The sequence below is a fragment of the Achromobacter agilis genome (assembly GCF_900496965.1).
Taxonomy (GTDB): domain Bacteria; phylum Pseudomonadota; class Gammaproteobacteria; order Burkholderiales; family Burkholderiaceae_B; genus Achromobacter; species Achromobacter agilis.
The window spans coordinates 71,409-87,022 of sequence record NZ_UFQB01000005.1 but is presented as its reverse complement, the minus strand read 5'-3'; the positions used below and the strand labels follow the sequence as shown (position 1 = coordinate 87,022).

Below are 15,614 nucleotides of genomic sequence, written 5' to 3'. Positions count from 1 at the left end.
GGCTGGGCGGACAGACATGAGCCCATTCACATCGGACATCCCGCTGGCGGAAGCGCTGCAACAGCTGGCCATCGCACGCGGCGAGGCGCGCTGCTGGCTGTTGATCGATCCCCTGTTGCGCAAGCCGGCCGAGGACGACGAGTGGCAAGGCCTGGCCGGCGAATTGGCGGCGCGCGAGACGCCGGTACGGCTGGAGCACCGCAACATCGAACCCAAGGCGTGGCCGCGGCTGATCGCGCTGGATCTGGCGCGCCCGCGCGACGCCGATATCAACCGCGCCGCGGCGGGCATGGCGATCCGGGACTGGTCGCCGGAATCCTTGCGGCAGGGGCTGGGACGCCGTATCGGGGGCTGGCTGTTCGGCGCCCCGGACACCGGCGCGCTGGCGCGCCATCTGGGCCGGATCATGCTGCAAGTCCGCCCCGGCGGCGGCCGCGCCCTGCTGCGCCTGCATGATCCGGCCGTCCTGGATCAGGCCTGGCGCTTGGCGTCGGCCGCGCAGCGGACGGCATTGCTGGGGCCGGCGGATGCATGGGTGAACCTCGACCGGTGGGTTCGCCTGGCGAGCTACGGCGATGCCCGCGCGCGCGCAGGGGCTCGCGAATCCGGAGCGCCGCTGCAATTCGATGCTGAGCAGTGGGGCCGCATCGATGCGGCCGGCGCGGTCAACCGCGCATGGCGCGTGGTGGCGGATCAGGCTCCGGCCATTACCGCCGGGATGCTGACGCAGGCGGTGGATTGCGTGCGGCGCGGCGCGGCCCTGGGGCTGCTGGACCCGCGGGATTGGGAGGCGATGGCCATCCGGGCGCTGACCGTGCACCCGGAATTCGATCGGCATCCCCGATTGGCCGCGCTATTGGAAGCCCGTGAGCCGGACGTCGGCTTCGCCCGGCTCGTCATGGATTTGACCGACGCCGACTGGGCGGCGATTGCCCGCGATTGCCGGCCGCCGCGCCCGGCGCATCAACAAGTTAGGGAAGAGGAATGAGTACTGCTTGCAATGTATGCAAGGCGGGCGGCCTGCCGATTCTGCCCACACGCTATGCCGTGGTGCCGGCAAGTTTTCCGGCGCCCGGGCTGGGCAGCTTCAGCGGCGAGCGCGTGAAGGATGTGGCGTTGGACGGCGGAAAGTACAAGTACGTGGCGCGCACCCTGCGCATGGGCTTTCTTTACGTTTTCTACGAATCCGGCCCGCAGGGCGCCAACTACTGGGAAGTCTACTCCGTGACGGCCGAGGGCACGCTCTGGCGCTGCGACGACGCCGACAGCGCCCGGCTGGAGCCGTCCATGAAATGCGCGAACCAGGGGCACAATCCCCTGCGCATGCACTACATCGTCATCGAGAAGCCCGAACAGTGCGGCAAGGTATGGCTGGCGTACAGCGAGCACAAATGGAGCCCGCAGACGCGCGAGCGCTACGAGAACCCCACGCATCGCGCCACGCGGATGCAGCCGATCGAGCCGTCGCTGTGGGCCCAAGGCACCTGCGAGACCAAGAACCACCAGTACATCCTGGCCACCGAATCGAACTTCAAGACCATCGTCGAGTACGGCGACTATCAATTCAGCGAGCTGGGCGGCGAACCGCCGTCTCTTCCCCATATGGGGTTCGACCGCCCGAGCACGATCAGCCAGGTCGACGGCACTTATGACGACGCGGCATTGCGCCTGCAGTCGACCCGCACTCCCTGGTACCCGCGCAACCGGCCGGTGGGCGACCGCAAGGACCTGGTGTTGCAGCAATTGCTGCAGCAGATGATGGACAAGTGCGGCGACCCGACCATGGGTATCAGCTACTGGCCGATGGCCTTCGCCCTGTGGGACGCCGTCGGCATCACCGACGAGCTCAACGGCTACTGCAACGACGCCCTGGGCGCCATCGCCAAATACGGCGAAGAGCGGGCATTGCAAATAATGGCCGCAAGCAATATCGAAGGCGCCAAGGCGGCGCTGGAGGGCAAGGCCGATGACGCGGCAAGGCGCACGGCCGAGGCCGTGCAGCTGGGCCAGCGCGGCGGATCCCGGCACTATGAGGTGATGCGCCGCAACCAGGTCATCAATCAACACGTGCCCGACATGAAGGGCAAGCAGGCGCTGGCCGGGCTGGAGAATGATCGCTCCAATGGCGTGATCTCGGATGCCGAGTATCGCAGCCGCCGCAGTGCGCTGCTGGACCAGTATGTGCCGGCGGCTAGCAGGGGGCAGGCGGAAGCGGATTTCAATGCCTATGACGCTGAGATCGTGCAGGCGGACCAGACCCGCGACCAGAACCTGGAGAACTATCGCAAGAAGCGGGTCCAGGAGGCCTGGGATCGCTACAACGACAACATCGATTGGGACAAGCTGAATCGCTTCAAGACCAACTACGACAGCTTCCAGGAAGCCGCGACCACGCTGGCGAATGCGCGGACTCAGGAACTGATCAAGTGGCTGGAATGGGACCTGCTGTTCGATACGCTGGAAGACTACAGCGAAGAGGTCGAAGACGACGGCCATGAGTTTATTGAAGTCGTGGCGGACCTGACCGAAGGCATAGGCGGCAGCGAGGCCGGGAGCCGATACCTGAAGACGCTGGTCGAAGAGCGGCGGGATGCGAGCCATCGCAAGTCGCTGTTCTGGCGGGCGATTGCCGCGAACCAGAAGGAGCTCAAGCCTGCCGTGGCGAGCGCCCTCGACGAGGCCGTCAAGGCCAAGGATACGCCGCTGCCGACCGGCCTGGCGATCATCGAACGGGTCATCAGCAACCTGAAGACCTTCTCCGGCTACTACAAAAAGGCGGTATCGCTGGTCGGCGAAACCAAGGTCGAGAAGCTCGGGCCCCTGCCTCGCGTCATGAAGAACGCGGGCGTCGATAAATTGATGATGACGGTGGGCGATACCGCCTTCAAGTGGATGGGGCTCAGCCGCCTGGGTGATTTCGTGGGCGAGAAGATCATCCAGAACATTTTCTTAATGTCGACAGGTATCAGCGATGCTGACGCGCTGGCGCTGGTTCGTGAACAGGCGCGATCGGAAGGCGTGGCGCGTGAGGTTGCGTTGCAGCGCCTGAGGACGGCCCGGACGTTCCTGGAGGCGAACGAGGCGATCGCGAATGAACCTAGCCACAAAGTTCTGCGGGATATGTGGGGCAAGATGCGGCCGGTAAACGGGCGCAATGGCTCGGCGACCATGCGGATTACGGTGGTGGTCGGCCTGATCGAGTTGTGGAACTTCAAGAAACTGATATCGGCGACGGACAAGACGGCCAAGACCTACGCGCAGTTGATCGCGTCGACCGCCACCTTGAGCGCCGCCGTGATCGATATCGCGATCGTGCCTTATCAGCTTGCTGGGAAGAAGGCCTTCGGCTTCCAGAAATGGAAGCTGATGGGGGGCATGCTCGGCGCGGGGGCGTCGTTCATCGGCGCATCCATCGACCTGAATGAGGCGGCGGAACGCCGGGAGAAGAAGCAGTACAAATTGATGGTGTTGGTCGGCATCAAAGCGGGTTTGGGTTTTACGGCTGCAGGCGCTGCCGTGATTACCGCCATCGCGACTTCCGCGCCGCTGCTCAAGATCGTGGGGCGGCGCGTGGGCATGAATGTCGTCGTCGTGGCGGTGGACGGCATCGCCTCGCGGGTCGCGGTTGCTTCGATCGCCCGCGTGCTCGGTGTGCTGGTGGGCTGGGAAATCGCACTTGTGCTGGTCGGTATACAGTTGCTTGTCTGGTACTTCACGCCAGACGCCCTGGAAGAATGGTGCGAGACCAGCGCGTTCGGCCGTAGGACCTTCGGTACGCCCTTGGACGATCCCAAGAAGCAGGAAGAAGGCTTCATCGCCGCCCTGGCCGATGTGGTGTAAGGAAAACTATGAGCAATGAACCGAATGGCAATATCCGCAAGATCGCCGGCAAGATTTCCGATCTGAGCAAGTCGCGGCGAAACCGCGATTTCGTCCTCAGTCAGATAGGCGGGGACGTCGGCGCGTCAGCTGTGGCGGCGGGCTTGGCGGGCATGGGGGGCGCGGGGATTGCCATCGCTACGATCGACAGCTCCGAAACTGCCGATTTCGTGGAATGCACCGTGAATGGCGAGGCCGTGCGCGGCTGGTTCTGGCGTTTTCCCTTTCAGGATGGCGACGCGGTCGAACTGGTGGCGGAGCGGGATGGCGACGGGTGGATTGCCTACGGCGCCCGGCGCGACGCCGACGCGCTGGTGGCGGTATATCCCCATTGCTTCGAAGGACGCTCCTCCCACTATCTGTCCACGTTCCGGTTCTGGGGCATTGTCGTCGCCGTGGTTTTCGTATTCATGATGTGCCTGGACGCCGTGTTGGCGTTGTTCAGAGGGTCGTTCAGCATCGAGAACCAGTTGTCTGCCTACGGCATTTATGCCCTCTACCTGTTGCCTGGCCTGCTGGCCGTATTCGGATTTCTCGCCTGGCGAGGGGGCCGCAAGACCGAAGGATTCGCACGGATGGCGGAGACGGTCTTCAAGGGATTCGGCTGGGCCCATCCCGCGAGGATCAATCTACGCGCGACGTCCAAGGCGAAACGCCTGCCAGGAGATGGCCGTGACTACGGCGTGCGCTATTTCAGATATTGATGATGGAAGTGTCTCCCCAGAAACTACGCGGAAAGATCGAGGGCCTGACGCGGTCGCGGCGCAGCCGTGACTTCGTGATGGGCCAGATCGGCGGGGGGCTCGGCCCTGCGGCGGTGTCGGCGGGCCTGGCGGGGATGGGCGGTGCGGCCATCGCAATCGCGACCCTGGATACGACGGAAAAGGCCGATTATGTGGAATTCACACTGGACGGGAAGCCGCTACGGGGCTGGTTCTGGAGATTCCCCTTCAGCGATGGGGACGAGGTCGAGGCCATGGCGGAGGAATCCGAGAATGGAGCATGGTCGGCTTTAGGAGTTCGTCGCGAGTCGGATGGGCTGGTTGCTGTCTATCCGCATTGCTTTGAGGGGCGATGGTCGCATTATTTTTCGACCTTTCGCGTTTGGGCTGCAATTATGGGTTTTGCGTTCATTGTTCTCTTAATAATTGACTTGATTTCGGCTTTGAATGCAGGAAACGTCAGCTTGAGCGGACGCGCCTGGGTCTATGCCATCTACTTTGGCTACGGCTTGCCGGCAATGTTAGGTGCCAGTATTTTTTTTGCATGGCTCGCCGGACGCAAGACGGAAGGGTTCGCCCGATTCGCCGAAGTGGTTTTTCGAGGTTTTGGCTGGCCTGACCCCAGCAAGTTGAATCTGCGCGCGATATCCCGGAAGAAACGCAAGCCCGGCGACGGCCGGGACTACGGCTTGCGTTATTTCAGATACTGACAGCGGCATGGATGGACCACACCGGCCTGCTGTCCGCGACGCCTCCATGAACCCCAAGGACCTGCGCTAGAAGTCCGCTTGCGGTCGCCCGCGGACGGGGTTTTGCGCTAGGATTACCGCCACTTCCCCCGCCTCCCTCGGAGAATTCCGCATGGCCGACCTCAGTTCCTTCGCCATCACCAAGAAATGGCCCGCCCGGCACCCCGACCGCATCCAGCTGTATTCGCTGCCCACGCCCAACGGCGTGAAGGCATCCATCATGCTGGAAGAGACCGGCCTGCCGTACGAGGCGCATCGCGTCAGCTTCGATTCCAAGGACCAGTTCTCGCCGGAATTCCTGTCGCTCAGCCCCAACAACAAGATTCCGGCCATCCTGGATCCCAACGGGCCCGACGGCAAGCCGCTGGGCCTGTTCGAGTCCGGCGCCATCCTGGTCTACCTGGCCGGCAAGTCGGGGCAGTTCATCCCGGCGGACGCGGCCGGCCGCTACGAAACGCTGCAATGGGTGATGTTCCAGATGGGCGGCATCGGCCCGATGTTCGGCCAGCTCGGCTTCTTCCATAAGTTCGCCGGCAAGGATTACGAGGACAAGCGCCCGCGCGACCGCTACGTGGACGAATCCAAGCGCCTCCTGGGCGTGCTGGACCAGCGGCTGGAGGGGCGCGACTGGGTGATGGGCGACCAATACACGATCGCCGACATCGCCATCCTGCCCTGGGTGCGCAATCTGGTGGGCTTTTATGGCGCGGGAGAGTTGGTGGAATTCCCGCGGTTCAAGAACGTCGCCCGGGCGCTGGACGCGTTCGTCGCCCGGCCGGCCGTGGTGAAGGGCCTGGCGATTCCGGGCTAGGCCGGACGCCAGCCCGCCTGAACAGGCCCCGTACATGGAACTCCGTCAGCTCCGTTACTTCGTCCGCGTCGTCGAGGCGGGCAGCATCGGCCGCGCGGCGCAGTCCATCGGCATGGTGACCTCCGCGCTCAGCCAGCAGATCAGCCGGCTGGAGGGCGAACTCTCCACCCGGCTCCTGCAGCGCAGCGCCAGCGGCGTGGTGCCGACGGATGCGGGCCTGGCGTTCTTCCGGCAGGCGCAGTTGGCGCTGCGCCACGCCGACGACGCCGTGCAGGCGGCGCAGCAGGCGCGCCTGGCCGGGCACGTCAGCGTGGGCCTGCCGTCCACCACGGCCGCGATCCTGGGGGCGCCGTTCGTGCGGGCCATGAACGAACGCTATCCGGACATCCGCCTGCAACTGGTGGAGGCGCTGTCCGGCCACCTCAGCGACATGCTCAACGGCCGCCAGCTGGACCTGGCGATCGTGTTCCAGGCGGAGTCCGCCCGCCGCTGGAGTGTCATGCCGCTGCTGGACGAACCGCTGTTCCTGCTGGCCCGCCCGGACATGCCCGGCCTGCCCGCGGGCGAAACGACACATATCGACGCCATCGCGCATCTGCCGCTGGTGCTGCCCAGCGGTCGCCACGGCCTGCGGGCGCTGCTGAACAACGCCTTCCTGCAGTCGGGCCGGACGCCCCTGGTGGCCGTGGAGGTGGACGGCCTGCCGGTGCTGATGGACGTGGTGCAGTCGGGGCAGGTGGCCACCATCCAGCCCAGTTCCGCCATGGCGCGCATCGCGCCCGGCCAGTTGCATATGGCTCGCATCGACGATGCGCACCTGTTCCGCACCAATCTGCTGGCCAGCCTGTCGGAGGACGAGCTGTCGCCCGCCGCGCTGGCGGCCCGCCTGGTGCTGGCCGAGGTCTCGCGCGCGCTGGTGCGGGACGGCAAGTGGGCGGTCGTGACCCTTCACGATTCATGAAGACCTGTTGACGCCTGGCTGATATCGGGAAGACGGCCCACCCGATACAGTCCGTTCCTTGAATTGGGAACAATGGCATGGTCGACGTCTTGGTGATAGGTGGGGGCAACGCGGCGCTTTGCGCGGCCCTGATGGCGCGCGAAGCCGGCGCCAGCGTGCTGCTGCTGGAAGCGGCGCCGCGCGAATGGCGCGGCGGGAATTCTCAGCACACGCGCAATCTGCGCTGCATGCACGACGCGCCGCAGGACGTGCTGGTCGACGCCTACCCCGAAGAGGAATACTGGCAGGACCTGCTGAAGGTGACGGGCGGGCTGACCAACGAGCACCTGGCGCGCCTGGTCATTCGCGAATCCTCCACCTGTAGGGACTGGATGCGCCGCCACGGCGTGAATTTCCAGCCGCCGCTGTCCGGCGCATTGCACGTGGCCCGCACCAACGCCTTCTTCATGGGGGGAGGCAAGGCGCTGGTCAATGCCTATTACCGCAGCGCCGAGGCGCTGGGCGTGCAGGTCCGCTACAACGCCCCGGTCGATTCGCTGGAGCTGGACGGCGGGCGCTTCGTGGCGGCCCGCATCGGCGGCGAGCGTATCGAGGCGCGCGCCTGTGTGCTGGCCGCGGGGGGCTTCGAGTCCAACCGTGAATGGCTGAGAGAGGCCTGGGGCCAGAACGAGCGCGGCGAATGGCCGGCCGACAACTTCCTGATCCGGGGCACGCGCTTCAACATGGGCGTGCTTCTGAAGTTCATGCTCGACGCCGGCGCGGACGGCATCGGCGACCCGTCCCAATCCCACTGCGTGGCCATCGACGCCCGTGCTCCGCTGTACGACGGCGGCATCTGCACGCGCATCGACTGCGTGTCGCTGGGCGTGGTGGTCAACCGCGATGCCGAGCGTTTCTATGACGAAGGCGAGGACTTCTGGCCCAAGCGTTACGCCATCTGGGGGCGCCTGACCGCGATGCAGCCGGGCCAGATCGCCTATTCCATCATCGACGCCAAGGCGATCGGCCGCTTCATGCCGCCGGTGTTCCCGGGCGTGACGGCCGATACCCTGCCGGAACTGGCGGAGAAGCTGGGTCTGGATCCGGCCACGTTCGAGCAGACCGTCCGCCAGTACAACGCGTCCTGTCGCGTGGGCAAGTTCGACCACACCGCGTTGGACGATTGCCATACCGAAGGACTGACGCCCGCCAAGACGCACTGGGCGCGCCCTATCGACACCGCGCCCTTCTACGGCTACGCCCTGCGGCCCGGGATCACCTTTACCTATCTGGGCCTGAAGGTGGACGACACCGCCGCGGTCCGTTTCAACGACGTGCCCAGCGACAACCTGTTCGTTGCCGGCGAAATGATGGCCGGCAACGTGCTGGGCAAGGGCTATACGGCCGGGGTGGGCATGTCCATCGGCACGGCGTTCGGCCGCATCGCCGGCACCCGGGCGGCTGCCGCCGCGCGCCGCCAGCACTCCGCGGGAGCATTCCATGAAGCAGCTTGAAGCCCTGGCCCGCGAGGCGCAGTCCTTTTCCGAATCGAAGCCGGCCATGGCCGAGCAGACCATCCAATGGCACGGCAGGAACGCCAAGCCGCAGGCCGGCGCGCTGACGGACGACGAAACCGAAGTCGCGCGCGTCATGCAGATCTGCAATGCCTGCCGCTATTGCGAAGGGTTCTGCGCGGTCTTCCCCGCCATGACCCGGCGGCTGGAATTCGGCAAGGCCGACATCAATTACTTGGCCAACCTCTGCCACAACTGCGGCGCCTGTCTGCATGCCTGCCAGTACGCGCCGCCGCACGAGTTCGCGGTGAACGTGCCGCAGGCCATGGCCCGGGTGCGGGTGCAGACCTATACCGACTATGCCTGGCCTGCCGCTCTGGGTTCGCTGTACAAGCGCAATGGCCTGGCCCTTTCCCTGGCCACCGCGGCGGGCCTGGCGCTGTTCCTGGTCCTGGCGGTGCTGATGGCCGGCGGGCTGCTCCATGAGCCGATGGGCGGCAACTTCTATGCGGTGTTTCCGCACAACACCCTGGCGCTGATGTTCGGCGCGGTGTTCGGCTTTGCCGTGCTGGCGCTGGGCGTCGGCGTGGCGCGCTTCTGGCGCAACGTCAGCCCGGGCGCGGCGTCCGGCGCGGCGGTGGCCGAGGCCGCGCACGACGCGCTGCGCCTGCGCTATCTGGATGGCGGGCACGGCAAGGGCTGCAATAACGCGGACGACGCGTTCACGCTCTGGCGCCGCCGTTTCCACCATTTCACCTTCTACGGCTTCATGCTGTGCTTCGCGGCCACCAGCGTGGCCACGCTGTACCACTACCTGCTGGGACAGCAGGCGCCGTATCCCTTCCTGAGCGCGCCGGTGCTGTTGGGCACCGCGGGCGGCATCGGGCTGCTGATCGGCCCGGCCGGACTGCTGTGGCTGAACCTGCGGCGCCACCCGCTGCAGGGGGACGCCGCGCAGAAGCCGATGGACCGCGGCTTCATCGTGCTGCTGTTCCTGACCAGCGCCACCGGCCTGGCGCTGCTGGCCGGACGCGACGGCGGCGCGATGGCGCTGCTGCTGGCGATTCACCTGGGCGTGGTCATGGCGCTGTTCCTGACCCTGCCCTACGGCAAGTTCGCGCATGGAATCTACCGGTCCGCCGCGCTGCTGAAGTGGGCCATCGAAAAGCGCCAGCCCAACAAGCTGCAGCTGGGCTCGGATTGAACGGCCGGGCGCCGGCATAAAGCGGGAGCCGCCGCGGGGCGGCGCCGCAACCGATAACAAACCAGGAGACATTCATGTTCCGTACCCCTTCGCTGGCGCGCATCGCGCTGGCCGCCTGTCTGTTGCCGGCATTGCCGGCGGCCCAGGCGCAGTCCTTCCCCGTGAGGCCCATTACGCTGGTCGTGCCGCACTCGGCCGGCGGCACGTCGGACATTCTGGCGCGCACGGTCGCGGCCGAAGCCGCCAAGACCCTCGGGCAGACCATCGTCATCGACAACAAGGGCGGCGCCAATGGCACCATAGCGGCCAAGCAGGTGGCCACTTCCGCGCCCGACGGCTACACGCTGCTGCTGGCCACCGCCAGCACGCACGGCATCAATCCTTCGCTGTACTCGCGCATTTCGTACGACGCGCAGAAGGATTTCACCCCGGTCACGCTGCTGGCTACGGTTCCCAACGTGCTGGTGATCGGCAAGCAGGTGCAGGCCGCGAGCGTTCAGGAACTGATCGCGTACATCCGATCGCAGGGCGACCGGACCAACATGGGCTCGGCGGGCGCGGGCACGCCCGGCCATCTGGCGGGCGAAATGTTCAAGAGCGCGGCCAAGCTGCAGTTCACGCACGTGCCGTACAAGGGCGGCAGCCCCGCGATCACCGACCTGATCGGCGGCCAGATCGACTTCATGTTCACCACGATTCCCGGCGTGCTGCCGCACGTGAAAGCGGGCACGCTGCGGGCGCTGGCGGTGACCTCGCCGCAGCGCTCGCCGGCCATGCCCGACACGCCGACCATGGCCGAATCCGGCCTGCCGGGCTTCCAGGCGGTGTCGTGGCATGGGATCGTCGCGCCTGCGGGCACGCCGGACGCGGTCGTGGCCAGGCTGAACGAGGCCCTGAGCGGCGCGCTGGCGGCGCCGGCCGTCAAGCAGCGGCTGATGGAAGAGGGCGCGCAGGCCTCCAGCCTCAACACCGCGGCGTTCGGCGACTTCATCCAGGCCGAGATCGCGGCCTGGGCCAAGGCCGTCAAGGATTCGGGCGCCACCGCGAACTGAGGCTGATGGCACGCGGGGGGGGCAGTGCCTTAGAATGGGGCATGCTGATGACTGCCCTGCTCACGACACTGGCCCTGGCGTCTGGTAACCCCGCCGCCTTCGAGCTTTCCTGCGAGTACTCGGACAAGACCGACGAAGGCGTGTTCAATAACGCGGAACATTGCGCCCGCGAGGAAAACGGCGGCATCGTCTTCAATCCCGAGTACCTGCGCCGGATGCAATTCGGCGACGATGGCCTCGCGCCCGCGGGCGTCGCCGGCAACTGGCGCTGGGTACGCCAGGATGGCCGGTCGGTGGCGGTGCTGACCTACGACAATAGCCCGGACGAGTTCGAGGAAGGGCTGTCGCGCGGGCGCCGGCCGGAAGGCATGGCGTACTACGACAAGCAGCTGAACCTGGCCCTGGCCACCTCGTACGCGTGGGCGGAGCCTTTCAGCGGCGGGCTGGCCGCGGTCTGCAGCCATTGCGTCATCGTGCCGGAGCCGGGCGGCGAGCATTCGATGGTGGTGGGCGGCGACTGGGGCGCGATCGACCGCCAGGGCCGCCTGGTGCTGCCCCTGCGGCCGGATGCGGATTCCCTGCGCCGCGAGCTCAAGGCCGCCAGAGCGCGCTGAGCGCCGCCTGCCGCTCAGCCGCCGGCCAGCAGCTTGCCCAGGGTCGCCATGCCCTGTTCCATCTCCGCGCTCCATGGATGCCCGCCGTTCAGCCGCAGGAAGTTGCCGAATGCTCCCGAGGCCGAAAAGAGCGGGCCCGGCGCGATGCTGATGCCGTGCCCGAGCGCGGCGCGGTGCACCTTCAGCGTGTCGATATGCGCAGGCAGTTCCACCCACACGAAGTAGCCTCCCATGGGCCGAGTGGCCCGGGTGCCCTTCGGAAAATAGCGGGCCACGGCCTGGAGCAGTTCGCCTTGCTGCAAGGCCAGGGCCTGGCGGAATTGCCGCAGGTGCCGGTCGAAGCCGCCTTTCTCCAGATAGGCGGCGATGGCGGCCTGCGTGGGCGCCGCAGTGGCCAGGCTGGTGGTGAGCTTGTTGCGCATGACCTGGCGCGTGTAGCGGCCCGCCGCCACCCACCCCACGCGATACCCAGGCGCGAGGGTCTTGGAGAACGACGAGCAGTGCATCACGATGCCTTCGCGGTCGTATGCCTTGGCGGGCCGTGGCCGGTTTTCGCCGAAATAGAGCTCGCCGTAGACATCGTCCTCGATCAGCGCCACGCCATGCCGCGTCAGGAGCTGCACGAGCGCGTCCTTTTTCTCGTCCGGCATTAGGCTGCCCAAGGGATTCTGGAAGGTGGTCATGAGCCAGCAGGCGCTCGGCCGGTGCCGCAGGATGGCGGCTTCCAGCGCCTGCAGATCGATGCCTTCGCGCGGGTGCGTGGCCACTTCGATCGCGTGCAGGTGGTTGCGCTCCAGCGATTGCAGCGCGGCGTAGAACGTGGGGGACTCGACGATCACCGCGTCGCCGGGCTGCGTCACGGCCGCCAGGCTCAGGTTCAGCGCGTCCAGCGCGCCGTTGGTGATGATGATGTCGTCGACCGGCACGGAGAGTCCGTCGGCCAGGTAGCGCAGCGCGATGGCGCGGCGCAGCGCCGCGTCGCCGGGGCTCAGGTCGTCGATGGAGCCCCAGGGGTCCAGGCGCTGGACCGTGGCCGCCATGAACTTCGCCAGCCGGCCGTAAGGCAGCAGCGAAGGGCTGGGAAACGCGGACCCGAACGGCAGCATGTCGCGCCGCAAGGTGGCGTTGAGCACCTGCAGCACGTTGTCGGTGACGTCCACCGGGTGGCGGCCGGCGCTGGCGTTCGACAGGCCGTCCAATTCCGGCAGCGAGGCGTGCGGCGAGCGCAACACGTAATAGCCGGAGCGGTCGCGGGCGCGGATCAGCCCGCGCGCTTCCAGCAGGTAATAGGCCTTGAATACCGTCGATGGACTCACGCCGCGGCTGGCGCTGGTCTGCCGGACCGACGGCAGGCGGTCGCCCGCCTGCAGCAGGCCCGAGCGGATCGAGGCGGTGATTTCTTCTGTCAGCCGTTCATAGCGCTTCATGGGAAGGGTCCGTTCGCGTGGGCGGTTCAGGAGGACATGCCGATGGATCTCATGACCAGGCGCAGCGCATAGGCGGCCGCGCCCAGCGCCGCCACGCTGCATGCCCAGATTATCGCCAGCCAGAGCAGGCGGCTGCGCCACGTGGGCAGGGGGGAAGCGGAACCGTTCATCAGTGGAACTCCTCGCCCGTGCGCACCTTGCCCCGGAACACGTAGTATGACCAGGCGGTGTACATGAGAATAATCGGAATGATCGCCAGGGCGCCCACGAGCGCGAAGCCCTGGCTTTGCGGCGGCGCCGATGCGGTCCAGATGGACACGTCGGGCGGAATGATGGCGGGCCAGATGCTGATTCCCAGCCCGCTGTAGCCCAGGAACACCAGGGCCAGCGACAGGACGAAGGGGCCGGCGCCCGCCATGCCGCGCACGCGGCGGATCAGGTCGAAGCCGGCGGCCGCCACCAGCACTGGCACGGGAAGGAACCAGAACATATTGGGCAGGCTGAACCAGCGCTGCGCGATCTGCGGCTGTGCCAGCGGCGTCCAGAGGCTGAGCGCGGCGATCACCGCCAGCAGCGCCAGCGTGAGCGGACGCGCGATGGCGCACATCTGGCGGTGCAGCCGCCCTTCGGTCTTCATGATGAGCCAGGTGCAGCCCAGCAGGGCGTAGGCCACGAGCAGCCCGGCGCCGGTGAACAGGGAGAAGGGGCTGATCCAGTCCCAGGGGCCGCCGTGGTAGGCGCGGTTCACCACCGGGATGCCTTCGATATACGCGCCCAGCGTGACGCCCTGGAAGAAGGTGGCGCAGACGGAACCGGCGACGAAGGCGCGGTCCCACAGGGGGCGATGGCGCTCGTCCGCCTTGAAGCGGAATTCGAACGCCACGCCGCGGAAGATCAGGCCCAGCAGCATGAAGACGAGCGGCAGATGCAGCGCATGCAGGATCACCGAGTAGGCCAGCGGAAAGGCCGCCATCAGGCCGGCCCCGCCCAGCACCAGCCAGGTTTCGTTGCCGTCCCACACGGGCGCCACCGTGTTGACCATCACGTCGCGCTCGCCGCGGTCGGAGACCAGCGGGAAGAGGATGCCGATGCCCAGATCGAAGCCATCCATGATCACGTACATCATCACGCCGAAAAGGATGATGACGGCCCATGCCAGTGCAAGGTCGATGCCCATGGCGTCAGACTCCCGAATGCTTGCGTTGCGCGGGCTCGATGCCCGCCAGGGTGGAAGCGGCCGACAGCGGCCGCGACGGTTGGCGCGGTTCGCCGGGGCCGTCCGAGAGCGGCGAGCGGCCGGGGGCGGGGCTCGGGCCCATGCGGATCAGCCGGAGCATGTACGACACGCCAGCGCCGAACACCAGCAGGTACACCGCCACGAAGAGCGCCAGCGTCAGCGTTAGTTCGCCTAGTCCGTGCGGCGTGGCCGCGTCGGCGGTGCGCATGACGCCGTACACCACCCAGGGCTGGCGGCCGATCTCGGTGACGTACCATCCGGCCAGGATCGCGATCAGGCCGGACGGCCCCATCCACAGGGCGTAGCGATGCAGCCAGCGCGCCTCGTACAGCCGGTTGTGCCACCGCGCCCACAGGGCGCAGGCGGCCAGGGCGATCATCAGCATGCCCAGCCCGGCCATGATGCGGAACGACCAGAATACGGCCGTCGCGTTGGGACGGTCTTCCGGCGGATACGATTTGAGCCCCGGGAACTGGCCGTCCCAGCTGTGCGTGAGGATCAGGCTGCCCAGGCGCGGCACATTCAGCGCGTAGCGCGTTTGCTCGCGCTCCATGTCGGGAATGCCGAACAGCGTCAGCGGCACGCCGGCGCCAGGCTCGTTTTCCCAGTGGCCCTCGATGGCCGCGATCTTGGCGGGCTGGTGCTCAAGCGTGTTCAGTCCATGGAAGTCGCCCACCACCGCTTGCAGCGGCGCCACCAGCAGCAGCATGCCCATCGCCATGGCGAACATTTTCTTCACGGCGGGGCTGCGGTCGCCGCGCAGCAGGTGCCAGGCGCCGGACGCGCCGACCATGAGCGCGGTGGCCAGGAAGGCGGCCAGGCCCATGTGCGCCAGGCGATACGGGAACGAGGGGTTGAAGATCACCGCCAGCCAGTCGGTGGGCACGACGCGGCCGTCCAGGATCTCGTAGCCGGCGGGCGTCTGCATCCAGCTGTTGGAGGCCAGGATCCAGGTGGCCGACACCAGCGTGCCGAGCGCCACCATGACGGTCGAAAAGAAATGCAGCCCGGGACCCACGCGCGACCAGCCGAACAGCATCACGCCCAGAAAGCCGGCTTCCAGGAAGAAGGCGGTCAGCACCTCGTAGGCCAGCAAGGGGCCCGTCACGCTGCCGGCGAAATCGGAGAAGAAGCTCCAGTTGGTGCCGAACTGGTATGCCATTACCAGGCCGGACACGACGCCCATGCCGAAGTTGACGGCGAATATCTTGGTCCAGAAATGGTAGAGGTCGCGGTAGACCGTTTTCCGCGTGCGCAGCCACAGGCCTTCCAGCACCGCGAGATAGCTGGCCAGCCCGATGGTGATCGCGGGAAAGATGATGTGAAACGAAATGGTGAAGCCGAACTGTATTCGGGCAAGCAATAGCGCGTCGCTATCCATGGCGGTATTCCTGACTTCGGGAGCCAGCGCGCTGGAATCGCCACAAGACGGCCTGCGCTGGCGGAGTTTGTCCTACGCCATGAC

14 protein-coding genes are annotated in these 15,614 nt (G+C 66.6%); 10 read left to right on the top strand and 4 right to left on the bottom strand.

Translation table 11 applies throughout. From position 1 onward, the window contains the following. The first annotated feature begins 16 nt into the window (after window positions 1-16). The 10 genes from AGI3411_RS07890 to AGI3411_RS07845 all read left to right on the top strand — a co-directional run bounded on the left by AGI3411_RS07890 (window position 17) and on the right by AGI3411_RS07845 (window position 11,485). Window positions 17-988 (top strand): DUF4123 domain-containing protein, encoded by a 972-nt coding sequence (locus tag AGI3411_RS07890; RefSeq protein WP_129526831.1) that lies wholly within the window; start codon window positions 17-19, stop codon window positions 986-988. Continuing rightward, entirely contained in the window at window positions 985-3,840 is a 2,856-nt protein-coding gene (locus tag AGI3411_RS07885) for a T6SS effector BTH_I2691 family protein (protein WP_129526830.1), read from the top strand. Before AGI3411_RS07890 ends, AGI3411_RS07885 begins: the two co-directional genes overlap by 4 nt. A gap of 8 nt (window positions 3,841-3,848) precedes the next feature. Then, window positions 3,849-4,583, top strand: coding sequence for a putative type VI secretion system effector (locus AGI3411_RS07880; RefSeq protein WP_129526829.1), 735 nt, complete (start codon window positions 3,849-3,851; stop codon window positions 4,581-4,583). Continuing rightward, the gene (locus AGI3411_RS07875; protein WP_129526828.1) at window positions 4,583-5,311 is read left to right on the top strand and encodes a putative type VI secretion system effector; all 729 of its coding nucleotides are present in this window, start codon (window positions 4,583-4,585) and stop codon (window positions 5,309-5,311) included. Before AGI3411_RS07880 ends, AGI3411_RS07875 begins: the two co-directional genes overlap by 1 nt. Window positions 5,312-5,462: 151 nt before the next feature. After that, window positions 5,463-6,161, top strand: coding sequence for a glutathione S-transferase N-terminal domain-containing protein (locus AGI3411_RS07870; RefSeq protein WP_129526827.1), 699 nt, complete (start codon window positions 5,463-5,465; stop codon window positions 6,159-6,161). A gap of 34 nt (window positions 6,162-6,195) precedes the next feature. Next, the gene (locus AGI3411_RS07865; protein WP_129526826.1) at window positions 6,196-7,122 is read left to right on the top strand and encodes a LysR family transcriptional regulator; all 927 of its coding nucleotides are present in this window, start codon (window positions 6,196-6,198) and stop codon (window positions 7,120-7,122) included. Between the two features lie 77 nt (window positions 7,123-7,199). Then, window positions 7,200-8,615 (top strand): FAD-dependent tricarballylate dehydrogenase TcuA, encoded by a 1,416-nt coding sequence (gene tcuA / locus AGI3411_RS07860; protein ID WP_129526825.1) that lies wholly within the window; start codon window positions 7,200-7,202, stop codon window positions 8,613-8,615. After that, window positions 8,602-9,819, top strand: coding sequence for a tricarballylate utilization 4Fe-4S protein TcuB (gene tcuB / locus AGI3411_RS07855; RefSeq protein ID WP_129526824.1), 1,218 nt, complete (start codon window positions 8,602-8,604; stop codon window positions 9,817-9,819). The genes tcuA and tcuB overlap by 14 nt, the downstream gene beginning before the upstream one ends. Window positions 9,820-9,893: 74 nt before the next feature. After that, complete coding sequence (locus tag AGI3411_RS07850) at window positions 9,894-10,871, top strand: Bug family tripartite tricarboxylate transporter substrate binding protein (protein WP_129526823.1); 978 nt, start codon at window positions 9,894-9,896, stop codon at window positions 10,869-10,871. Between the two features lie 41 nt (window positions 10,872-10,912). Beyond that, the gene (locus AGI3411_RS07845; protein WP_129526822.1) at window positions 10,913-11,485 is read left to right on the top strand and encodes a WG repeat-containing protein; all 573 of its coding nucleotides are present in this window, start codon (window positions 10,913-10,915) and stop codon (window positions 11,483-11,485) included. Between the two features lie 14 nt (window positions 11,486-11,499). Here AGI3411_RS07845 and AGI3411_RS07840 read toward each other — a convergent pair whose 3' ends face one another. The 4 genes from AGI3411_RS07840 to AGI3411_RS07825 are packed head-to-tail and all read right to left on the bottom strand — an operon-like array spanning window position 11,500 to window position 15,530. Then, on the bottom strand, window positions 11,500-12,912 hold the full coding sequence (locus tag AGI3411_RS07840) for an aminotransferase-like domain-containing protein (RefSeq protein ID WP_129526821.1): 1,413 nt from the start codon (window positions 12,910-12,912) through the stop codon (window positions 11,500-11,502). Window positions 12,913-12,938: 26 nt separating this feature from the next. Next, entirely contained in the window at window positions 12,939-13,082 is a 144-nt protein-coding gene (locus tag AGI3411_RS07835) for a DUF2474 family protein (RefSeq protein WP_129526820.1), read from the bottom strand. Further along, window positions 13,082-14,089, bottom strand: a complete 1,008-nt coding sequence (gene cydB, locus AGI3411_RS07830; RefSeq protein ID WP_129526819.1) for a cytochrome d ubiquinol oxidase subunit II — start codon at window positions 14,087-14,089, stop codon at window positions 13,082-13,084. The genes AGI3411_RS07835 and cydB overlap by 1 nt, the downstream gene beginning before the upstream one ends. A gap of 4 nt (window positions 14,090-14,093) precedes the next feature. Beyond that, on the bottom strand, window positions 14,094-15,530 hold the full coding sequence (locus AGI3411_RS07825) for a cytochrome ubiquinol oxidase subunit I (protein ID WP_129526818.1): 1,437 nt from the start codon (window positions 15,528-15,530) through the stop codon (window positions 14,094-14,096). Window positions 15,531-15,614: the final 84 nt, after the last annotated feature.